Genomic DNA, 22,341 nt, shown 5'->3' on the forward strand with positions numbered 1-22,341 from the left:
AAGATTCAGAATAATGACTTGAGATTAGAGAGCTAAATAAAGTGGCTGGCAATGACAATACCCCATTTAAGAAAAAGATGTCCTTCTCCTCCTTGACTTCAGTCACTGAGAAAAAGGACACCTTTTTATCGTTTATTCATTAAATTTAAATCGTTCCGAAATAGTAGTTTCAATTATCGATTCATCGAGCTAAAATTTGGTGAATGCAAACACTTCTTCAGTTTCCACGAAATACGTTCTGGAACTCACTGTTTGAGCCTACTACTAGCCATCAATCCAATAGCTTTCTCGCTTTATTTAACTTATTACTGTGCATTTCAATCTTATTGATAATCTCGTTCCTAAGGTTAGGACAGACAGCCCCATTTAACAACGCTTTCTGATAAAACAAACAACACCTGCGCCAAAACATTACCACGCGCATCATCCCCTAATTCCGTATACATTGTAAATATCATAGAATAAATTCAGGAAATATTATGTGGTTAAATAGAATCGTTTTATCAATATAAAGTTATGTCCTTTGGATTAGGAGATATGACTAAATAACCTACATGGACAATTTAAAGTTCTTCTCCCCACGGTTCGTCAAGTAGAATGTACTAGAGAGATGTTCAATCCTTATTGTTTGTCGAAGCTGCCTCCACAAGGAAATCGCCTATTTGGTCTCTGTATTTTGCGACCGTTGCGGATGAAACATCAAAATAAGTAGCGAGATCTTTCATCGTTGAATAAACAGGACCCACCAGCCCGAAGTCATATGCCACTTGAATAGCACCAGCAGCCACAGCTTCCGGTTTCTTTGCTTTGACGCCATGTTCCAACAAAAAGGCACTCAGCAGTTTTTCGACCATTTCTTTGTCGTGACTGTGCTGATCCATATATTGTGCAGCCATATGCATGATTCTACTTTGGAAAGGCGTGAAGGAAAACAGAGATTCGACGTGATCGAATGACGTGTATAAATCTAGATAGTCTACGTCTTTCGCTTTCATTTTTCCTACCAGTTGTTCAACTAAAGAAGATCGGCTTTTCGGAATGAACACAATACCACTGGTTCCGATTAGACCACGCTCACCTTCTCGTGGATCCAGCAAGACAATGCCAAATAACCACTCACCAATGACGGAATTCAATCCTCCTCCTGGCAATGTAAAGTCCTCTTTACTTAACGAGTCCCGCACAACCAATCGGTCTCCTTGTACACCCGTCACTTCGCCGAGGAGCAAGAAAGGATGTTTCCAATCCGTCAACACATCGATTACTTGTTGTCTGCGCTGCTTCGTGATTTGCTTCTCCACAAAGCTCGTCCATAATTCCGAATGCTCCAGATAATAGTAACTATCCATAGCGATGGCTTCGATTAATTCCGGTTCAAAAATCGAACGAAGCTCAGACATCCATTTCCGTACACGCACGTCCATCTCACCATAAGTACGCGGACCGAGCCCCTCGTTCGCAAAACCTTCCATAATGCGTTCGAGTTCACCATCTACCACATCTGATAGATTGACGATATTCGTCTTGCCACAACATTTCTTATATTTTAGCCCGCTTCCACAAGGACAGGCATCATTTCTTCCTACCATATTAGGTCACCCTTTTCTTACTCATTCTACTAGTAAGGGTAACATATGTGTTTGTTTAGATACAATTGAGGTAGAAGCATGGATAATACAGAATTTTATTGTTGTCTCGTTAATTAAAAACTCCTCATCTTATTTCGTTTAACAATACTATTGACTGAGTTTAATTCTTCGAGAGGTGTAACATCTTCTCTTTTCGTATTTTGTCACGTAAAGCCGAAATCTTTCAATTTACTGGATCAAAAAAATAACTCGTGATTTTCGACCAATGTGTTTCTTCCTGCACTTCTGTTACATCAATTAAGATTTTCACTCTAGTGTAAAGAGTAAATTTGTATGAGACAAACGTTCAAAACACTGATTGGAACGGATTTTATGGAAGCCCTACAATGAGGCTACCTAGGAATAACCCTAATGTGCACATTGGCAAGGCAGCTCAAAAATGGACAATTTTAATAAAGTGTTAAATCAGTTTGAACCAATGATTCATGCATGTTTACGCAAGCTCCGTATTTATAAAAATCATGATGCGTTCATACAAGCCGGGCGGATTGGGCTTTGGCAGGCGTGGAAACGCTATGACAAGACTAAAGGAGACTTTGCACCTTTTGCCTATCGAAGTATTTATGGAAGTTTACTGGATGAATTGAAAAAAGCGACGACCGAAGAATTGCTTATGCCAGCAGAAGATCAAACGCTGGAGCTTTTATTGAACCAACCCGTTTTGGGATCGGAAAATTGGGAGCAATTGAGTGAGGCCATGTCTCGGTTGCAGCCCCATGAGCAACAGCTTATTCATTTGTTATACATGATCGGGAGTTCACAGGACGAAGTGGCCAAGCATTTGGGGATTACGAAAGCTGGAGTCAAAAAAAGAAGAGAGCGTACTTTGGCTAAACTAAAACAACTGATGACAACATAAACCTGCTTTCAACATTCAACGAGGTTCTATTATAAACCTGTTATCCAACAATGTGGATGCAAGAGATTTGAGTAGAGCCTCAATCTTTAAATGGACATGCAAATGGTTTTAGCACAAGTTTGCTTCATCATAAAAGGAATAGGAGACAACTTTTATTTTTCAGCAAATTGGCAATCGGTAAACCACGCTATGCATGTTGGATGTATTTATGAGTAAATTATGTGATTATTCGTCGGTGGGTGGTGAATCTCTTCGTATGTAAGGTTTCTTTTGTCGGTGGATAAAGCGATAAGTATCTAAGGTGAAGTGGAGTCTTTGCTGTTGTTTCAAAAGGATGTGTTTGGAAACATGGACGGTAATGGGCATCCCATTTGGAAACGTCACCAGACATTTCCCCTTTTCAAACTCTTCTACGACGAAGGGGTGATTGAACAGCCAGACACAATCTTGACGTTGATAGGACATCGTCGGAAATGCGCCGATTTCCGTCGGTTCGATGAGGATTGGCGTTTTATTGGGATATTTCATAAAAATCCTCGTCGCCTGCATCCGGCCTTCCATTGTAGAAGCATATCGAATGCATGCATTATTCAGTAATTCATGAACAGTCATTTTAGAATAATATGTCCCGTGGGTTGTCACGATTTTTGATTTATACTTCCCTGTAAATACAGGCTCAAGCAATAAGGCTTGATTGTCGATTAAATTAGAATCACAGTTTCTCAGAATAAATTCTCCTTTGCGTCTCCTATAGTTAAATTCTACTAAATTATCAGATAATTGTATAGTGTAAATTAACTGAATTATTAATTTTAATTGGATTATTTTATATTCTGTGAGGTTCCCTTTTCTTAGATAGGTACCTTTGCATTTCCCACTGAAAAGTACTACCCATGCGAAAATTAATTCTATTTCATTTTATTTCACATAAAATAACGAAAAAGCAAACTGTGAAAGCGGTGATAAATTGAGTAAGAACAACGGTTTCCAACCTTTTTCAAATGAGTCTTCCAATTGCTTCAAACCATTTATCAGTGCCAGTCCCATCACTTCATTTCATCCGGTTCCGCGTTACCCACATATTGATGAAACCGCATTTATTAGCCCTTTTTCCAGTGTGATCGGTGATGTTGTCATTCAAGATAACGTCTATATTGCTCCAAATGTTAGTATCCGTGCGGATGATGGAACACCTTTTCATATTGGGTCTAATGTCAATATTCAGGACGGCGTCATTTTACATGGTTTATTAAATAAACATTATTTGGTGGGAAATCGCAGCTATTCGATTTTCATTGGTAATGAAGTGACAATTGCACATGGATCACTTGTCCACGGGCCTTGTTTCATTGGAAATAACGTATTTGTTGGATTCAGGGCCATGGTTTATAATGCCATCGTCGAAGAAGGAGCCTTCCTATCTTACGATGCGATTGTAACCAATGGTGTAAGGATTCCACCAAATCGATTCGTACCACCTGGAGCGCATATTGATACGCAAGAAAAAGCAAATATGCTTTCGCAAGTACCAAAGGACAGCGAAGAATTTGCAATGGAAGTTCAGCGTGTGAACCAAGAGTTCCCATCTTCTTATCACCTATTGTTTGGCACAAATCGTTGTTCTTGCGGGCTTGCCTATACCCATTAAGTGACATGTATAGTATTGTTATTAGAAAAAGTGCCCTTCTCCCCATGACTTCAGTCAGAGGGATAGGGCACCTTTTATCGATTATTCTTCAAGTTTAAACCGTTCCAATAAAATAGATTCTGTTTTAGAGTTTTCGAGCTTAAATTTAGTGAATGCATATAGTTCTTCTGTTTCCTCTACATAAACTAGACGATCAACCTTGCCATAGGCGCGCAATGAAGAAGTGGGGTCGAATGTACCGTATTTATAAATGGAAATCACTGCCGAGCGATCCGCAAGATACATGTCCTTTCCTGCTTCATCAAACGTCATTGTAGTAAAAGGTGTGGCCAGTTTGCCGAGTGGTGCCAGATCTTCGGAAGGCACGCTGCTTGATGCGTAAGCTGTACCATTACCATTGTAAATCACCTTGCCGTCAGGGGTCATTTGGACAAAGCCCCTTAAGTTCATGGTGTCAAAGAATCGAGGCACCATAGTTTCCTTCTTGATTTTTCCTTCTACTAAACTAAACGTTTCCATTTTCCCGGTATAATGCGAACTAGCAACCGTATAGATTTTGTTTTGGGTCGGTGACAGTTCAATCAATTGTTGCGGGAAAATATTCGCAGATGAAAGATGTTCTGACGTTTGCCAGTTATACGTATGAATCTCTGAACGTATGCCTTGGTCGGAGCCAGATGAAATAATCAGCGTTTCCTCATCATCTACAGCTATGTCAAAAGGATCAATGTTTACGTTTACTTCTTTCAGCAATGAAAGATCATCAGCATCGTACACATTGATGAGTCCTTTTTGCGTCTCGATGAAGTTATACGGACTTCTTGCTTGGATTAGCTGCGTAACAAAAATTTTGCCATTTTTAATAACGAGCTTTTCTGCAGGATGTATCAGTTCAACAACCTTTTTGACTTCTGTTTCCAAGTTTAGCATTATAAGTGATTTTGACTTCGCGTCGATATAATAAACGACCGGCTTGTCCGGATTTTTCACCATATCTACGATTGTTGATTCCACGGTCAAATCAACGATGGAATGTGCTGGTTTTCCTGTGGACGGACGGAAATTCGGTTTCATCGTTCTTGCCAGGAAAGCAGAAAATTGTGCACGGTCAATCGGTTGTGATGGACGGAACGTTCCATCTTCATAGCCAACGGTGATATTGTTGGCTGCTAATGATCCTATGAATGGATGTGCCCATGAATCAACAGAGACATCTTTGAATCCAGGCTGAAACTCCCCTTCCAGCTCATACGCATTGCCTAACACTTTAGCCATCTCGGCTCTCGTAATATTACCATTCGGATCAAAATATTTTGTACTTTTACCATTAATAATCCCCGCACTCACCGCCACAGCAATTTCTTTATAACCGAAACTAGATTGCATGACATCATGGAATCCTGGATCTTTTAAGTTCCATACATTCTCCGGCATGCCAATTGAACGCATGATCATCACAACCGCTTGTGCTCGTGTAAGTTTCACGGATGGACGGAATGTGCCATCTTTGTAACCATTGATTACTTTTAGTTGAGTCAGATATTCAATTTCTTTCTTGAAACTAGAAACATCCGGAAATCCTGCTGCTTTGGCTGATTTGGATGGATAAATAAATATCGAAAGACTTAATGACATTGCCATCAAGACAAGTAATAACTTTTTCAATGAAAACTCCCTCTCTTATTAAACTCAATTCATTATAAAGGGAGTACAAGACATTTACTCGTTTCCATTGGCCTATTTTGGTAATATAAACCGACACAACAGTTGCTATATATAAGGTCATGCCAAAGTACCACGTGTGCCATACTTCAAAGCCACTTGAGTCCTGCCATCAAGGAACCTTTCATTAATGATTCACACCCTTTTTTTTATTTAATTTCATAATTTCCCCTATAAACTGATTTGGATTATACAATTTGGAGGAGATTGAATGACGAAGATATCTGCTCTGCAACATTTACTGTGACCATTCGAGAAAATCTGGATTTGATTTAACGAAGGAATCTGCTTTGGTTGAATTAAAAACAAAAACAGGAAGCACTAGGTGATTATACCCACGCTTCCTGCTTTTTAATTAATCCACCTGAGAAAGACATAGGAAACCGTACAGTCACAGTTGTACCTTGATTCACTGCACTCTGGAACCGGATCGTTCCTTTGTATTTTTCAACAATGTTAAAGCAAATCATGAGTCCGAGTCCGGTCCCTTTACTTTTTAATGAGTAAAATGGAGTACCCAAGGCTTGTACCTGCTCTTCTGACATGCCAAAACCTTCATCAATTACTTTTATAATAATTTCTTTGTTTTTTTGCTCTGCCCTTATGACAACAAAATCTTCTTTAGTAGAAACTTCAACTGCATTTTTCACTAAGTTCATGAATAATTGTTTAAATTCAATGGTATTGGCCGTTATGTATAGGTCTTCGTCCACTTGCAAGTCGATCTTATTTTGATGGTAAAGTCCATAGGACATGAGCAAACCTGTCACACTTTGCAAGGCATCCCGGACATTTACGGTTTCCATGTGTTGATGTTCATCCGGTTTTGCGATGGCCAAAAATTGGGATAAAACATGTTCCGCCGTCTTCAGCTCTTCAATCATCAAAGATAAGTGCGATTTCCCTTCCTTGCTGAAAGAGTTGTTCGTTTCATAAAACTGTAATAATCCCTTTACTACCGTCAAAGGGTTTCGTATTTCATGTGCGACTGCGGCTGCTAATTGGCCGGTTGTTTTCAGTTTTTCTGATTGCTGTAATCTTTCATAATACATTTGCTGTTTTTTGATTCTTTGAGAAGTTAAATGAAAAATGAAATAGAGAATGACTTGTGTCCCCAAGAAATTGTTAATATTCCCGAATACGTCCAGCTTGATATGCGCAAACTCATTTCCTTGGTCGAAGAAAATAATATAAATGAACGTCAACGTAATCAACAGGAAATTGAAGACAAAAGAAAAATAAAACAGCTTCGAATCGAAAAACAAGATAGAAAAAGCCGGAATAAAACATAGTAAGGTAAAAGACGACCAAGTATCAGGATATAAAAAGAAAAGCATATACAAATAAAGAGACGCGATTGTAATAATGGTCTTTCTAAAAAAGTGGCTTCCATACCTCGGATAGATAAATAAACTCGCCGACAATAATAGGACTAATACACAATGAAAAATGTATCCAGGGTCCGTTCCTCCAGATCTCGGATTGAAGAACAAAACTCCAATCACCATTAGTATGGTAGAAACAAATGCGGTGAGGTAATATAGTTTTTGGTTTCTATCTTGTTTAATATGCTTCACGGATACACACCTTAATTCTTCAATTAGTCTAGTATACTCTTTTTGAAACTTTCTGACTATACAGCGAATTCCAGTATAGGAGGCTGAACCTGTTTCAGGTTCTGATATTCTCCGATTCGTGTCTCACAGATGGGCCGAATTCCTCCACCTCAACACTACTAAATGAACGGCAAAGACGGGCGAAGTAAATTTATAGTCTTCTTCGTTGTCTATTTCCCCCGGGAAAAGTGACAGAATTAAAGGACAGCATTCATTTGAATGTTGCCCCTTCAATCACTGTCACTCTATTTTCTCGCCAGTGCTGGACAGGAGTATCAGCTGTCCGTTTTCATAGCCTACTTCATAGTCGATTAACATTCATGATGTTTTGAGTTTGGCTAAACCAAAGAATCAAGGACCTACAATAAAGAAAAGAACGAGCGAAGATACAATTTCGCCCGTTTGATTACTTTATTATATTTAAAACATTCAATATAAAAAAAGGTGCCCTTCTCCCCTTTCCTTCAATTAGTGGGACACAGGGTACCTTTTTGACGTTTCCCTTTAGTAATCAAAAAAAGAACTCACTATTTTAGCTAAGCCCTTCTAAAATTTATTGTTTAGAATGCCATCTCCATGCACTCTCAATAATTTCTACTAACTGAAACTTTGGTTTCCAACTTAAAGCTTTGTAAATCTTCTCTGAGGAAGCTACCAATACCGCTGGATCCCCGGGACGACGATCAACATATTTAACAACTGCTGATTTACCTGACACATGTTCACATGCTTCAATAACTTCTTTGACTGAATAGCCAGCACCGTTTCCAAGGTTATACACTTCATTTGATACCTTGCCACTATTTAATCCTTCATAAGCAAGTACATGAGCGTTAGCCAAGTCTGTCACATGAATGTAGTCTCTTACACAAGTGCCATCTGCTGTATTATAATCAGTACCAAAAACAGAAATTTGATCTCTCTGACCTAATAAATGCTGTAATATAATCGGAATTAAATGTGACTCTGGATCATGACTTTCCCCAATAACACCTGTCTCATGAGCTCCTGCAGCATTGAAATATCTCAAGACAACATATTGTAGATTATGTGCATGTGCAACATCAGCTAAAATATGTTCTACCATAAGTTTTGAACGCCCGTAGGGATTAATAGGATTCGTAGCAGTTTCTTCTGTAATTATTTCTTTGTTTGGTATCCCATAAGTAGCTGCAGTAGAAGAAAAGATAAATTTCCCTACTCCATGTTCAACCATTTTCTTTAGTAAGGTTAAAGTTGAACTAACATTATTGCCATAATACATCAGTGGTTTTTCAACAGATTCCCCTACTAAACTATTCGCTGCGAAATGAAATACTGCATCAATCTTGTAGGTGGTAAAAACAAAATCAAGAACTTCTTCATCTCCCAAATCGCCATTAACAAATGTTACATTGTCATCTAATAAAAAAGGATATCCCGTTGATAAGTTATCCAATACGACGACTTCATAGTTTCCTATTAGTTCTTTAACCGTGTGGCTACCAATATAGCCAGCACCACCACATACCAAGATCGTCATGTTATTCTCCTTTAATCAATAATTCTTCTGATTTTTTCTCACCTAACTCTAGCAGTTGGTATTCAGTTCTGGTCTTTTCAAAGCAAACTCAATATTCGTTTCAAGGGAACATAACTTATCTACCTATTAAAACGTCTTTCACCAAAACCGATGAATTAAACATATCTACTCATAATGTTATAATTATATGGCGCAGTTCCAGTAGTTGGCTTTTCAACAAAATCTTCCCATCACTTTCTTGATGGTTGATAATTCCGTACCTTGTGGTTAAATCAATTATTCCAGACTTATCATTTGATCCATCAATTGGACTATACTTGATGCATTAAAATCTATGATTCAAGGAAGTTTTAAGATTGATCATCAATTAATGTTTGTATCCATAGTGATATTTACACAAACCAATTCTTTCTTGATATTCATCTATTTCACCAGAATTTATATGAAATTTCTGTGGTTTATGAGATTTGTGATAAAATAGTTATCTGACTTTTCAAGAAAAAAACGAACAAATATGCAGTTTCGGTCGAAGCAAAATTTTCTATAGATCGCCAGCCATTGAATTTTTTCAGGTGTGCTAAAATAGTTCAAAGCTTTTTTGAAATAATGCAAATAATTTAAGTGAGTAGTTTATCACATTAATAACAACCTTTTTTTACCAAAAAATTTTATTCCAAAATAACATAACACAGTATATATTATGAGGACAAAAATCCCAATTGATAATATATGTACTATAATATTGGGATATATAATATTTGAACTTAAAAAACTAGAGACAAGATATGTCGTTACGCCAAAAATAATTAATATAAATATTGGTTTCCAAGGTAGGACCCAATAAATATTTTTCTTTGAATTAATTTTGATTAAAACCAGATACGAGACATATGCTATCAGAGAAGCAATACCCGCGCCTAAAATACCTAACATTGGTATGAAAATAAAATTCAAAACAATATTCAATATACATGCTACTAATACATAGAAAAACATTGGTTTTGTATCTCTATTAACTTCGAATCCTTTGTGGCCAATCATTGCTAAATTCCAAAAGAATATACCAATTAATATAAATGGAATAATAATGCTGCCCTCAACATATTTAATACCTAATAACAATTCAGAAATTTCTTGTCTTAGCACTAAAATTACCGTTATTACTGGAATACCAAGCATCGTAAATAGTAAAGAAAACTTAGTCATTAGTTTTGAAATTGCAATTTTTTCAATTTTATCTTCACTAGCTGAATTCATGATTATAGGGTGAATTACTTTAATAAAGGGTGCAAACACTAAACTTAATGCAGAAGAAACAATAGCTACATTAGCAGCATATAATCCTACTTCATAAGTGCTTTCAAATATAGCAAGAAGATATCGATCTGTAATAGTAATTAATGACGTTGCTAAAAACCATCCTAACATTGGAAATCCAAATTGGAGCATTTCTAATAGAAACTCTTTTAAACTAATTTGTGTATTATCTTTAACTCTAATTTCATTTATAATCCCGTAAAATTCAGGAATTACAAATAGAATGTACGAAAGTACCGTAACCCATAAGATTAATGATAAATCTGATTCAAAGTAAACAGCCACCATTGTAATTAATATTAATTTTAAAATAGTTGATAATGATATTTGTAAACTGTACTTTGCAACCTTCATGTCTGATTGTAATATAGTTTGATTTATGACGAAAATACTATTAAAAAGGATAATGAGTAAAACTGGAATGATTATTTGTAGTTGTAGTTGTGTAATTAATGCCATAGATACTAATATTAACAATAAAAATGCTGTTATAGATGTTAGTAAAGCATAAATTCTAAGTATTAAACCATCAAATTCCTCAATACGATAGTTGGTTTTGTATTTTGGTCTGAAAAATAGAATTGATTGCATTATCCATTGGGTGACAATGGTAACGATTATGTTCGCAGTCGTTATTAATAATGAGTAATAACCATAATTTTCTACTGACATATAACGTGTTAAAATTAATATAATACCAAGACTACTCAATGCAGGAATAATTTGAGAGGGAAAATAACCAATTAATTGTTTAATAAACCGTTTACTATCAATCATTTATTACATACATCCATTCATATTTATTTCTATTTATTTATGGAACTCATTTTCTTTGTGAACTTTTTTCTTTAGTATTAACCATATTCCATGAGTCGAGAGTCGAAACTGTAACATTTTCATTAGTAAAGTCAGTGTTTAATTTATTGGTATTTATATAGTTCAACTAAAAGGAAAACCTTTGAAGTTATCTTAATCCACCCATATTAGTACTTTGACGCGAAGCATACCATATTTTCAGATTTTACAGATTCCTTAACGCATACAATTTTTTCAATAACTGCTCTTTTTAATTTAAATCACAAATTGTCGTCACATGTTTTAAATTGATCTCAGTTCTAAAATACTAATTAATCACTTACTACGAAAGTATTCACTTTAGGCAAATTATTATTCTATGTTTTTCACACTAATATTATCTTTATCTTTTAAAATCAAATGATCCACTATATGGTATCAGATCACTCATATTGACGGAGTTTGGTAAATTAATTATTTGGTATAAAAACAAAATTACTAAAGCGCCGTAACATAGAGCATATAATAAATCCTTGTCCCTACTTAATGAAAATCTAGAAGTAAAGGTGGTGAAAATGAAAGGGAGAAATAGTATGAAGTATATACTCAATCGGTTCATCCATCCATTAGACAATGTAATAAAATATATCGAAAAATAAACCATTTGAGTTCTCTCTAAGAAATCTATAGTTTTATCTGGTGATTCATTTGATTTATTTATGGTTGTTAACATAAATTGAAATAGATAGATTATTATCAAAATTAAATGTAAAATTCCAATATGAGGTTCAGTATTAGTAAAGTTATCTAAATAACCTAAATATTTATTTGGTATTAAATACATAAATGACTTTAATATATTATTAAAGTATCCAAAATAGCCGATAGCTAGACAAATTATAGGGACAATAGCTTTAGTACTTGCCTTTAATTTAATTGACAACAAAGGAAAAATAATAAAACCAATTACTGATCCCAAATGAAATAGAGATGCGAATCCAATAAAGATTAATGAAAGTTTATTTTTACCCTTCAGTTTTAGTATTAGAGCATATGTAATAATCGCAGCCGCAGCAAATTGGCGCATAACAGTAATAGTCGGAATAAAAGAAAAAACAAAAAAACCTAAAATAGCAATTATCCAATCTCGTTTGGTTTTACATAGTTCTATATAAGAAAAATACATAAAAGTGAACGAAATGGATGCATAAAATAAGAATACTGCTTTGTAGTTTAATCCTAATACTCCAAAAAACTTTGATATTAATAAAAATGAGTCTTCTAGTCCATAAACTTCAACTCCACTAAGGACATTATTAAATGCTGATATGTATGTCACATCATCAACACCTCCATAATTCCTACTCCCATAGACTAAAGTAAATAAAATAAATATAATAATTATATTTATTTTACTTTTTTGTTTTTTCAACAATAATAAAAAAGCAGTTATAGTAAACCAAGCGAAATAAAAAATCATTTGTAGACCCTCTCGAAATACTTAGTAATAAACCCAGTTTTAATTTTTCAACTTCTTACTGAAGTTATTAATGTTGTAATATAATTTTTTATTTAATTTAAATAATAAAACTCTTAATTTATTTTTTATTGTATAGGCCTTGTTATTCAAAAAATTATTATTAACTAAATATGAGTATTCTGATTTATGTAAGCTTGCTACTTGAAATGTAGTGAGATACTTATTTACTAGATTATCATTTAATAATAATTTCAGATCTACATTTTCTATTTCACTATAAATTTTTTGTAATTCTTCGCAGATTAGCATAATATGTTCTGCATTTTTTATTTTGTTTTTTACTGTAGTAATTGAATCTTCCCTTATCATATAATTATAAAAAACAATGTCAGTAGCAATAACTTTTTCTGCCTTTAAAAATACCCTTGGTGTAAATTGCTCATCCTCATGCAATAACCCGTATTTGAACTCTAATTTATTATTAATTAAAAACTCTTTATTGTATAGATTTTGCCAAGCGGTCATATACATAGTGCCTGATTTCAGCTCTTTTTTCAAATAGTACTCACCAGTTACAATTTGACTATTATTAAAAAATTGATGTTGCATTAACTTAACGGATTCATTTTCTATTCTTTTAGCATTACCTACGACTATATCAGGATTATTACTACCTAGAACAGAAAGAAACTGCTCACATGTATCCAACTCTATATAGTCATCAGAATCGACAAAAAATAAATAGTCACCATGGGCTTGCCTAAGACCAAAATTTCTTGCATCAGACAAACCACCGTTTTCTTTATGAATTGTCTTTATACGTGAGTCTTTCACTGCATAATTATCGCATATTTGGGGACAGCTATCAGGACTTCCATCATTAACAAGAATAATTTCTATATTTTCAAACGTCTGATTTATTAAACTTTCAACACACCTGCTCAAATACTTTTCCACTTTATATACAGGAACAATAATTGAAAATACTGGCTTCATTTGCTCTCCCCTTTAAAATCCTTAATTCCTTTTATCATTAATTCATAGGCTACCTTCCAATTTTTATCATCCTTAAACAATTTTCTATGTCTAATTGCAAATTGTAAACATAACAATCTAGACCATTTTTTTGATAAAAAATAATAAAAAACACCTTTATCGGAAAAATACTTGTCGTTAAAACCTTCAAACCATGAAGATTCTTTTTGACTTACATACCCAATTATATTCGGGCTTGTATATACTTTTAATCCCTTATGAATGCACTCAAACAAGAACAGGCTATCTTCACCACTACTATACCTTGCCCCACCACCAAACAATAAAGAAAAATAAACATTGGCTTGTTTAAGTTTTTCAGTTTTTGCAGCTATGCGGACAGCTCCATATTTTAAGCAATTGTATTTCTTTACTTCCTCTATATTAGAAATTACAAAAGAGGGTCTATCAGGGTTTTCGCTCAATACATTAAATAAAATTATATCTGCTTGTGGATTTTCTTTAAAACTCTGTAATATAGTTTCTACGTAACTATCTTTATATTTAATATCTTCATCTGCAAAAAGGCATATCTCCGAATTTGTTCTTAACAATGCATTATTTCTACTTAACCCAACACCTCGTTCATTTAAAGATAAGAACTGCACATTATTCCCATTATATTCAATTTCCTCTATTTTGTTGTAGTTACATTGATTAACAACAATTGCATTTGATTGTAGATTGATTTTATCAAGTATTGTATGATCTGTTTGGTGCATGGTTGAAACTAACACCTGCATTTTCATATAGCTTTTACTCCTTAATCTAAACTGCATGATTAATCTTTATTTTACTTTCTTATTTTTTCGGGTAATTCAAATAATTCACCCATTTGTAAATTCAAGTCATTTGGTTCGAATTTACCAAATCCGGCTGAAGTATAGAATGTCAATTCACCAAAAATTATTCTTGCACCAATATTATAAAAATCTACTCTTACATGAGGGAAATCCTTTGACAAATCTTTCGCAATCTTAATCATATCATCTAACATTTCTGGTTTTTTTAATAAATCTCCTTTAGTTGGATAGATATGCTTTGTCTTAATGTAATTCCACGATGAGTCATAAAAATTAATTCTATGGTTTGCTTCTTTTTCCATACTTACTTGAATTATTTCTGGAATTCCATTAAAACAGTGAAATTTGTAGTCAATAAGGTCTTCCCCATAAGAATCGATATACTCTTCACAAATAATCCTAGGCTTAATTTCTTTATATGCCCACTCTCGTCCAAACCATACTTGTAAAGGTACCATTCTCAACCATTTGTTTAATTGAGCTTTAATCTTTTCTTCATCAATTATATTTTTATCTTTAACAAATATATTTGTACCCATTGCATTATTTGTCTTAAGTACAAATTTTTCTGGTAATTCCTTGAAATTAATATCATTTGAATCATCATAAACTCCATATAATGGGGTAAGTATATCTTTATATCCCTTTGTTTTAATATAATCATGCACTAAAAATTTATCCGCACAATTTACCATTAGTTGATCCCGATAATTCAATTTGTACCATTGGAGTTTTTGATTGTAAGATGTTGGTTTCTTCAAGCTGAATTTCTCTCCAGTTTTTAGTGGAAAAACAATTCTTAGCAGTGTCTCATCTCCTATAGGAAATGCTAGTACATATGCCACTTTCTTAAGTATCTCTTTTATTTTGCTCATATATATCAACCCACTTCACAAAGATTCATCTCAATTTAAACACTGTAGCAATAACCCAATAAACTATTAAATAACTTGATTTTATTAATGACAATTTCTCAATTTCACGATAAACTTTCCAGTGATAGCTCACTAAACTTGATTTATCACTTGATATGGCATCTGTTCTAATCCGGTGACTTCCAAGTGTTTCTTCTAAACCATAAAGATACTTTTCCTTTTTTAAAACTTGGAGCCACATCACATAATCATTTCTCTTTTTCACATTTGGTATTTTGAACTTACCTAACTTATCAGTGTCATAAACTACTGTTGAGTTTCCTGGACACGTTTTAAGGACTCCATTATAATCACGTCTATCTTTTGCAGTAATAGTGCGATTAAGATTATTCCCTTGTTCATCGATTTTTGTATAACTAGTACAAGTAAAGTAATAACAATTAACCTTCATGAAGGTAATCTGTTTGAAGAGTTTCTCAGGAAACCACACATCATCACTATCAAGAAAAGCCATATATTTTCCTTTTGCAAGATCTACAGCTTTATTTCTTGCTACTGCGGCACCGGAGTTTTGGTTTAGTTTGTAGTATTTAATTCGAGGCTCGCTCCTCATATACTCCCTAACTATTTTTTCGGTATTATCTGTTGAACAATCATCTACAACAATTACTTCCCAATACCGATAAGTTTGTGCTATAACTGAATCAAGTGTATACCCAATAAAATCACCACAGTTATATGCTGGCATGACTATCGAAACCAAATCCTCTATTATATTCTTATCTTCTCTGGTAGTAATCATTTTTTACTCTCCTGTTCGGTTGCCATAATTGACTCTCTCAAATCTCTAATTCTATAATTCTCTTCATATTCGCTCACACTTTTTTCATAAACTAAATTACCAAATACCTTATTAATAACTCCTATTTTTCCATCCATTAAGCTGAAAATCCCGTTAAATATCTTTGTAAGTCTTATTTTTTTTCCATGGGCTTCAGCAATAATCTTGACCATCTCACTGGTCTTAACATACTCATTATTTTGTGGTAAGAACAATCCTGTTTCTTCATTCTCCATTAAGAATCTAATAAACTCACAAAGATTATCTATATGAAGCATGCTTCGCCGATTATCAATGTCTGGAAAAATCGGAAGTTTCCTTGCTACTTTTGCTAGTTTTGGATAATTTCCTTTTGAACCCTTCCCATAAATCATGGGAGGTCTGAGGACAACAACCTTAAAGTTATCACTTTCTAGAGGTCTTATGCCTTCTTCGGCTTGGAACTTACTGTTGCCATAAAAATCACTTGGTTTTGGCACTGTATTTTTATCAATGACTCTTTCGACATTACTATTATCACCATAAACAATGATGCTACTCATAAAAATGAATTGCTTAACACCTTCATTCTTTGCTTTCTGAGCAGTTTCAATTGTGAGATCTCTATTCACTTTGTAATATAAATCTTCCTTTTTAGAATCCGATGAGACATGCGCTATCCCAGTCACATGAAACACGACATCATAATCAGAGAAGACTTTTTTCTTCCATGAATCAGACCTTTGACTAATTGATTCAATAAAATATTTATCTGGATAATTTTCGAGCCACTTTCCTAGAGAGTGCCCAATATAGCTGTTAGCTCCTGTTATCAAGATTTTTTTCATTTTGATTCTGTCTCCTTATTATCCGTCTTCCTTTTTCCAGTTCCACCTTCAACAACCCCATCACTTTTAACAACACTCAAGACTGTTCCAAAGAAGCACTTCAAATCCATTAAAAAGCTTAACTTTTCAACGTATTCTCCATCCAGTTTCGCCTTTTCTTCAATGATAAGTTCATCTCTTCCATTAATTTGCGCCCAACCTGTTAGTCCTGGATGGACATTATTGGCTTTATATCTATCTCTTTCTTCTATAAGATCATATTGATTCCATAGTGCTGGCCTTGGGCCAATAATACTCATGTGACCTAGTAATATATTCCATATTTGAGGGAGTTCATCTAAGCTTGTTTTTCTAAAAAATCCCCCCATCTTTGTTATGTATTGTTCTGGATTCTCAAGAATGTGGGTTGGTGTGTCTTTCGGTGTATCAATTCTCATGGTACGGAACTTCAACATATTAAAATTAGTCTTATGAATTCCTATACGCTTTTGTTTAAAAAGTACAGGTCCTTCTGAATCTAGCTTAATAGCTATCATTAAAACTAAAAAAATAGGAGATAAAAAAATTAGTCCTGTTAAAGAAAGAACGATATCTATTAATCTTTTAATTGTTAAATACATCTCTCTCACACTCCTTTAAAACACTTTAGGTGGTCTAGTACCTAATTGGATTACAAACCACTATACAACCAACACTAAATATTAATTCAATAAAAATACATATTTATTGACAATTGTCTTCTAAATCACATAGTAAAAAATAACATTATATCTCGACGGAAAAATCGTCATCAAAGATTCATCTTAATTGACACTCCTGATGTAACTTTTTCTATAATCCTTGAGACACCATGAAAATAAACATCGATAGCGTTTTTGATCGTGCTTAATATTTAGCTAATACTTCTTTCTTGGCAGGCTTTAAATCATTCAAGTAATTGCAAACGTTTGAGAATAAATTAGAGTAATTATTCCAACCTAAATTAATAAATTTGAGTAGTTAATCCAAAAGGATTTAATATTAATAATTGAGATTAACATAATAATCAAACAGTCAAAAACTAGAATTCTTAAAATCTTCTTTGATAGTTACTATCTGTTCTTTTAAATTATAGTTTGAATAAATCTAGCATATCCTCGCTATTATACTTTGTGTTCAAAATCATACTATAAAACATAAGACAGAACTTTTACTGATGGTCGGCCGACAGAATGGTATTCGATTCCATAGTCTTTCATCATATCTAATGAAAAGCAATTTCTACCATCTATAACCAGCGGATACCTCATCGTTTCAAATAGTTTTAATTCAATATCTTTAATTTCATCCCATTCTGTAAGAATTAATACAGCATCGCTTTCTTTAATCGCTTCAGCTGAACTCCTTGCATATTGAACTTTATGATTTAAAATCATTTTCGCATTTTCCATTGCAATAGGGTCATAACAAACTACTTCTGCACCTTGTTTTATAAGGTTTTCAGTTATTACTATTGATGCTGCTTCCCTCATATCATCTGTATTCGGTTTAAAAGCTAAACCCAAGACAGCAATTTTCTTTCCTTTTAATGAAATAAATTGGTCATTTAGTTTATTAAGAAGAAGACTTTGTTGTTTATTATTTACATTAACTACGCCTTTTAATAATTCAAAATCATAATCAACGTTACCAGCGATTTGTATCAGTGCTTTTGTATCTTTTGGGAAGCAAGATCCACCGTAACCTATTCCAGCTTTTAAGAATTGACTGCCTATTCTTTGGTCTAATCCCATACCCATTGCTACATTTTCAATATTGGCATCAACCAACTCACAAATGTTCGATATTTCATTTATAAAACTAATTTTCGTAGCAAGAAAAGCATTGGATGCATATTTAATCATTTCCGCACTTCTTATATCAGTTTTATATACTGGTACTCCAAAAGGTTTATTTATTTCCTCTATAATATTAGCTGCATACTCACTATCAGATCCAATAATAATCCGATCTGCTTTAAACGAATCATGTATTGCAGAACCCTCTTTTAAAAACTCGGGATTTGAAACAACATGGACTTCAACCTTATTTACTAAGTTTTCAATAATAATATTTTTGATTTTATCATTTGTACCCACAGGAACTGTGCTTTTAGTAACAACTACAATATCTTTTGTTGCATGAGTAGCGATATCCTTTGCAACCTGTACGACAAATGAAAGATTAGCAGAACCATCTTCATTTTCAGGAGTTCCTACCGCAATATAGATTACTGTAGCGTTTTCAAACCCTACAGTATGTTCTGTTGTAAAAAACAACCTATCTTCATCAATATTTTTCACCATTAATTCACTCAAACCAGGCTCGTAAATTGGAGATATCCCTAATCTCATCTTTTTGATTTTAATAGAGTCAATATCAATACAAGTGACTGTATGACCTATTTCTGATAAACATACTCCTGTCACTAAACCTACATACCCTGTCCCTACAACAGCAATTTTCATGTGGTGACCTCCAATTATTGATGTGATTTTTCTTTTTCTAGTACTTTCATCAAATACTCTATTAAATTCTCTCTTAACTCTTCACGTTGTAAAGCAAATTCAATAGTAGTCTTCACAAACCCAATCTTCTCCCCAACATCATATCGCTTACCTTCAAAATCATAAGCAAACACTCGTTGAACCTGATTTAGCTGTTCAATAGCATCGGTCAACTGGATTTCTCCACCGGCCCCTGCTCCTTGTTTCTCGAGGAAAGCGAAAATTTCAGGAGTTAAAATATATCGTCCCATTATTGCAAGATTTGAAGGTGCTGATCCCATTGGTGGTTTCTCGACAAAATTATCGACTTTATAAAGTCTTCCATCTCTTTCAAGAGGTGCAATAATCCCGTAACGATTCGTTTCACTATCAAGTACTTGTTGCACACCAATGACAGAAGCACCAGTTTCATCATATTGATTGATTAATTGTCGTAAACATGGTGTCTCAGCTTGTACTATGTCATCTCCCAATAGAACTGCAAAAGGTTCATCACCTATAAATTTTTTCGCACATAGTACTGCATGTCCCAGTCCAAGCGGTTCTTTTTGACGGATGAAATGAATCTCGACCTTAGAACTTTCTCTTACTTTTTCGAGTAAATCGAACTTTTCTTTTCGAATCAGGTTTTCTTCCAATTCAAAAGCATGATCGAAATGGTCTTCAATCGCTCTTTTTCCTTTACCTGTCACAATAATGATGTCTTCAATGCCTGAAGCAATCGCTTCTTCAACAATATATTGAATGGTCGGTTTATCAACAATTGGTAGCATTTCTTTCGGCATCGCTTTAGTTGCTGGCAAGAAACGTGTTCCTAAACCTGCGGCTGGAATGATTGCTTTTCTGACTTTCTTCATATTATATATACCTCACAATAATCATATTATTTATCGAAAATCAGCACTTGGTGACTTTCCAATTAATAGTCAAAACAAAAGGGCGTATCTCACGCCCCAATTCATCCTACTACTGTCATCATCTGAGGAGTCTTAACCTCAACATTCCTCCGATTAGCAACCCCAACCAAAGTATCCTTCAACTCTGATCCTGCAAGTGTTGGAATCTTATCCAACAAGAAAAAAAGCTCCTGCTTCGTAATCGGTGTAGCCTTCCCAATATAAATCTTCGGAAACACAACGTCGCTCTGACGTTCGCTTTCATTCATCAACTCTTCGAAAAGCTTTTCTCCAGGTCTAATTCCAGTCTCTTTTACTTCAATCTCACCGTCGGAATATCCAGAAAGTCGAATCAAGTTCTTTGCGAGATCAACAATCTTAACTGGTTCACCCATATCCAAAACAAAAACTTCTCCACCATTAGCTAAAGTTCCAGCTTGAATTACAAGTCTCGATGCCTCTGGAATCGTCATGAAGTAACGAGTCATACGTGCGTCAGTTATAGTTACAGGACCACCTTTTGCAATTTGATTCTTAAATAGAGGGACCACACTACCACGAGAACCCAAAACATTCCCAAATCGTACTGCTGCGAACTTCGTCCTACTATCTTTCGCAAGATTCTGAACAATCATTTCCGCAAAACGTTTCGTTGCACCCATCACATTAGGAGGATTAACCGCCTTGTCGGTAGAAACTAATACAAAATTACTTACTCCAAAAGTGTCTGCCGCTTCTGCAACATTCTTCGTACCGAAGATATTGTTCTTAACAGCTTCCATTGGATTATATTCCATCAACGGAACATGCTTATGTGCAGCAGCATGGTATATCACATCTGGTCTATACTCATCTACAAGGTCGAAGATTCTCGCACGATCTTGCACGTCAGCAATGATTGGACGAATATCTGTCCCCGTGCCTGCGATATTTTGTAGTTCCTGATCAATCAAGTAAATCGAGTTCTCTCCATGCCCTAACAAAATCAATTGTTTTGGACTGAATCGCATTACTTGTCGGCAAATCTCTGATCCTATGGAACCGCCCGCTCCAGTAACCAAAATCGTTTTACCGGTTATGTTTTCCGAGATAACCTTCATATCCAACTGGACTTCTTCGCGACCAAGCAAATCTTCGATCTTGACGTCGCGTATTTCGTTGACTGACACTTTACCAGTCATCAAGTCTTCAATACGTGGAATCTGCTGTGTTTTAGCGCCCGACGCCACACAAACTTGAAGAATATCAACCATTTCATGTTTTGATAATGATGGAATCGCGAGTACAATATTTTCTACATTATGTTTTTTTACTATTGCTGGAATGTCTTTTATGTATCCTAGTACTTTAATCCCGTAAATCTCCAAGTTTTGTTTGGTGTGTTTGTCGTCTACATAACCAACTGGAATTAGTTCCGCATCGTGACTGTGCATCAACTGCCGTGTAACCATTGTTCCAGCTGCACCCGCTCCGACTATTAACGTTCGTTTTCTTACATCGGTCTTTTCAAATCTGAATCTTGAGTCGGCATAAAGCCGCCAGGAAAATCTAGATCCACCGATTAAAAACACATGCAGCATCCATGTTAGTGCCAAAACTCGCCAATAGATGTTTTGTTGTAAAGCATATTGAATGACCATAACTGTTAAGATTGTATAAGTAACAGCACGCACGATGGATAAAACTTCTCCCACCGATGCGTACGTCCATACTTTTCGGTATAAGCCTAAACGCCAGGAAAAAAAGTGATGGGCAAGGAAAATGGTGAGCGAACTGACAACAAGCATATCGTTGTTAAATATGTCCAAATAAGGATGTAGGACGAAATAACATGCATAAATCGAGAAAAGTACGATGATTGAATCTAGAAGAATCAATAAATAGGTACGTTTATGAATAGTCATCGTCGCTACCTCCTTTTGTATGAGTTG

At 34.6% G+C, this 22,341-nt stretch carries 18 protein-coding genes; 2 read left to right on the forward strand and 16 right to left on the reverse strand.

Going from position 1 to position 22,341, the window contains the following annotated elements; all coding sequences use genetic code 11:
* Nucleotides 1-614 precede the first annotated feature (614 nt).
* Nucleotides 615-1,589: a YecA family protein gene (locus HMPREF1210_RS17335; protein WP_016428202.1), complete on the reverse strand. Its 975-nt coding sequence runs from the start codon at nucleotides 1,587-1,589 to the stop codon at nucleotides 615-617.
* Between the two features lie 439 nt (nucleotides 1,590-2,028).
* Here HMPREF1210_RS17335 and HMPREF1210_RS08285 point away from each other — a divergent pair, with 439 nt between their 5' ends.
* Entirely contained in the window at nucleotides 2,029-2,508 is a 480-nt protein-coding gene (locus HMPREF1210_RS08285) for a sigma-70 family RNA polymerase sigma factor (RefSeq protein ID WP_016428203.1), read from the forward strand.
* Between the two features lie 225 nt (nucleotides 2,509-2,733).
* Here HMPREF1210_RS08285 and HMPREF1210_RS17650 read toward each other — a convergent pair whose 3' ends face one another.
* On the reverse strand, nucleotides 2,734-3,420 hold the full coding sequence (locus HMPREF1210_RS17650) for a competence protein ComK (protein ID WP_081637798.1): 687 nt from the start codon (nucleotides 3,418-3,420) through the stop codon (nucleotides 2,734-2,736).
* A gap of 55 nt (nucleotides 3,421-3,475) precedes the next feature.
* Between HMPREF1210_RS17650 and HMPREF1210_RS08295 the strand changes: the two genes are divergently transcribed.
* A complete protein-coding gene (locus HMPREF1210_RS08295) occupies nucleotides 3,476-4,156 on the forward strand; it encodes a hypothetical protein (RefSeq protein ID WP_016428204.1) in 681 nt (226 codons plus the stop codon).
* Nucleotides 4,157-4,237: 81 nt separating this feature from the next.
* Here HMPREF1210_RS08295 and HMPREF1210_RS17345 read toward each other — a convergent pair whose 3' ends face one another.
* The 14 genes from HMPREF1210_RS17345 to HMPREF1210_RS08365 form a co-directional block, all read right to left on the reverse strand.
* On the reverse strand, nucleotides 4,238-5,821 hold the full coding sequence (locus HMPREF1210_RS17345; RefSeq protein WP_016428205.1) for an S-layer homology domain-containing protein: 1,584 nt from the start codon (nucleotides 5,819-5,821) through the stop codon (nucleotides 4,238-4,240).
* 386 nt (nucleotides 5,822-6,207) lie between these two features.
* Complete coding sequence (locus tag HMPREF1210_RS08305) at nucleotides 6,208-7,455, reverse strand: HAMP domain-containing sensor histidine kinase (protein WP_016428206.1); 1,248 nt, start codon at nucleotides 7,453-7,455, stop codon at nucleotides 6,208-6,210.
* A gap of 592 nt (nucleotides 7,456-8,047) precedes the next feature.
* Nucleotides 8,048-9,016 carry a UDP-glucose 4-epimerase GalE gene (gene galE / locus HMPREF1210_RS08310; RefSeq protein WP_016428207.1) on the reverse strand — a complete coding sequence of 323 codons (969 nt, stop codon included), beginning with the start codon at nucleotides 9,014-9,016 and terminating at the stop codon, nucleotides 8,048-8,050.
* 633 nt (nucleotides 9,017-9,649) lie between these two features.
* A complete protein-coding gene (locus HMPREF1210_RS08315) occupies nucleotides 9,650-11,110 on the reverse strand; it encodes an oligosaccharide flippase family protein (protein WP_016428208.1) in 1,461 nt (486 codons plus the stop codon).
* Between the two features lie 421 nt (nucleotides 11,111-11,531).
* A complete protein-coding gene (locus HMPREF1210_RS08320) occupies nucleotides 11,532-12,608 on the reverse strand; it encodes an EpsG family protein (protein WP_016428209.1) in 1,077 nt (358 codons plus the stop codon).
* A gap of 39 nt (nucleotides 12,609-12,647) precedes the next feature.
* A complete protein-coding gene (locus HMPREF1210_RS08325) occupies nucleotides 12,648-13,604 on the reverse strand; it encodes a glycosyltransferase (RefSeq protein ID WP_016428210.1) in 957 nt (318 codons plus the stop codon).
* A complete protein-coding gene (locus tag HMPREF1210_RS08330; RefSeq protein WP_016428211.1) occupies nucleotides 13,601-14,392 on the reverse strand; it encodes a glycosyltransferase family A protein in 792 nt (263 codons plus the stop codon). Before HMPREF1210_RS08330 ends, HMPREF1210_RS08325 begins: the two co-directional genes overlap by 4 nt.
* Nucleotides 14,393-14,436: 44 nt before the next feature.
* On the reverse strand, nucleotides 14,437-15,321 hold the full coding sequence (locus tag HMPREF1210_RS08335; RefSeq protein ID WP_051123200.1) for an ATP-grasp fold amidoligase family protein: 885 nt from the start codon (nucleotides 15,319-15,321) through the stop codon (nucleotides 14,437-14,439).
* A gap of 25 nt (nucleotides 15,322-15,346) precedes the next feature.
* The gene (locus HMPREF1210_RS08340; RefSeq protein WP_016428213.1) at nucleotides 15,347-16,123 is read right to left on the reverse strand and encodes a glycosyltransferase family 2 protein; all 777 of its coding nucleotides are present in this window, start codon (nucleotides 16,121-16,123) and stop codon (nucleotides 15,347-15,349) included.
* Nucleotides 16,120-16,989 (reverse strand): NAD-dependent epimerase/dehydratase family protein, encoded by an 870-nt coding sequence (locus tag HMPREF1210_RS08345; protein ID WP_016428214.1) that lies wholly within the window; start codon nucleotides 16,987-16,989, stop codon nucleotides 16,120-16,122. The genes HMPREF1210_RS08340 and HMPREF1210_RS08345 overlap by 4 nt, the downstream gene beginning before the upstream one ends.
* Nucleotides 16,986-17,609: a sugar transferase gene (locus HMPREF1210_RS08350; RefSeq protein WP_016428215.1), complete on the reverse strand. Its 624-nt coding sequence runs from the start codon at nucleotides 17,607-17,609 to the stop codon at nucleotides 16,986-16,988. Before HMPREF1210_RS08350 ends, HMPREF1210_RS08345 begins: the two co-directional genes overlap by 4 nt.
* Nucleotides 17,610-18,155: 546 nt before the next feature.
* Entirely contained in the window at nucleotides 18,156-19,475 is a 1,320-nt protein-coding gene (locus HMPREF1210_RS08355; RefSeq protein ID WP_016428216.1) for a UDP-glucose/GDP-mannose dehydrogenase family protein, read from the reverse strand.
* Nucleotides 19,476-19,489: 14 nt separating this feature from the next.
* Nucleotides 19,490-20,371 (reverse strand): UTP--glucose-1-phosphate uridylyltransferase GalU, encoded by an 882-nt coding sequence (gene galU, locus HMPREF1210_RS08360; RefSeq protein WP_016428217.1) that lies wholly within the window; start codon nucleotides 20,369-20,371, stop codon nucleotides 19,490-19,492.
* Nucleotides 20,372-20,472: 101 nt separating this feature from the next.
* Nucleotides 20,473-22,314 carry a nucleoside-diphosphate sugar epimerase/dehydratase gene (locus tag HMPREF1210_RS08365; protein WP_016428218.1) on the reverse strand — a complete coding sequence of 614 codons (1,842 nt, stop codon included), beginning with the start codon at nucleotides 22,312-22,314 and terminating at the stop codon, nucleotides 20,473-20,475.
* Nucleotides 22,315-22,341: the final 27 nt, after the last annotated feature.

Source organism: Paenisporosarcina sp. HGH0030 (assembly GCF_000411295.1).
In the GTDB taxonomy this organism is placed as follows: Bacteria; Bacillota; Bacilli; order Bacillales_A; family Planococcaceae; genus Paenisporosarcina.

What these genes read in the sequence shown, in the direction of transcription:
- HMPREF1210_RS17335 (WP_016428202.1), bottom strand. Translation starts at nt 1,589, where the DNA reads ATGGTAGGAAGAAATGATGCCTGTCCTTGTGGAAGCGGGCTAAAATAT.
- HMPREF1210_RS08285 (WP_016428203.1), top strand. Translation starts at nt 2,029, where the DNA reads ATGGACAATTTTAATAAAGTGTTAAATCAGTTTGAACCAATGATTCAT.
- galE (WP_016428207.1), bottom strand. Translation starts at nt 9,016, where the DNA reads ATGACGATCTTGGTATGTGGTGGTGCTGGCTATATTGGTAGCCACACG.
- HMPREF1210_RS08315 (WP_016428208.1), bottom strand. Translation starts at nt 11,110, where the DNA reads ATGATTGATAGTAAACGGTTTATTAAACAATTAATTGGTTATTTTCCC.
- HMPREF1210_RS08320 (WP_016428209.1), bottom strand. Translation starts at nt 12,608, where the DNA reads ATGATTTTTTATTTCGCTTGGTTTACTATAACTGCTTTTTTATTATTG.
- HMPREF1210_RS08325 (WP_016428210.1), bottom strand. Translation starts at nt 13,604, where the DNA reads ATGAAGCCAGTATTTTCAATTATTGTTCCTGTATATAAAGTGGAAAAG.
- HMPREF1210_RS08330 (WP_016428211.1), bottom strand. Translation starts at nt 14,392, where the DNA reads ATGAAAATGCAGGTGTTAGTTTCAACCATGCACCAAACAGATCATACA.
- HMPREF1210_RS08335 (WP_051123200.1), bottom strand. Translation starts at nt 15,321, where the DNA reads ATGAGCAAAATAAAAGAGATACTTAAGAAAGTGGCATATGTACTAGCA.
- HMPREF1210_RS08340 (WP_016428213.1), bottom strand. Translation starts at nt 16,123, where the DNA reads ATGATTACTACCAGAGAAGATAAGAATATAATAGAGGATTTGGTTTCG.
- HMPREF1210_RS08345 (WP_016428214.1), bottom strand. Translation starts at nt 16,989, where the DNA reads ATGAAAAAAATCTTGATAACAGGAGCTAACAGCTATATTGGGCACTCT.
- HMPREF1210_RS08350 (WP_016428215.1), bottom strand. Translation starts at nt 17,609, where the DNA reads ATGTATTTAACAATTAAAAGATTAATAGATATCGTTCTTTCTTTAACA.
- HMPREF1210_RS08355 (WP_016428216.1), bottom strand. Translation starts at nt 19,475, where the DNA reads ATGAAAATTGCTGTTGTAGGGACAGGGTATGTAGGTTTAGTGACAGGA.
- galU (WP_016428217.1), bottom strand. Translation starts at nt 20,371, where the DNA reads ATGAAGAAAGTCAGAAAAGCAATCATTCCAGCCGCAGGTTTAGGAACA.
- HMPREF1210_RS08365 (WP_016428218.1), bottom strand. Translation starts at nt 22,314, where the DNA reads ATGACTATTCATAAACGTACCTATTTATTGATTCTTCTAGATTCAATC.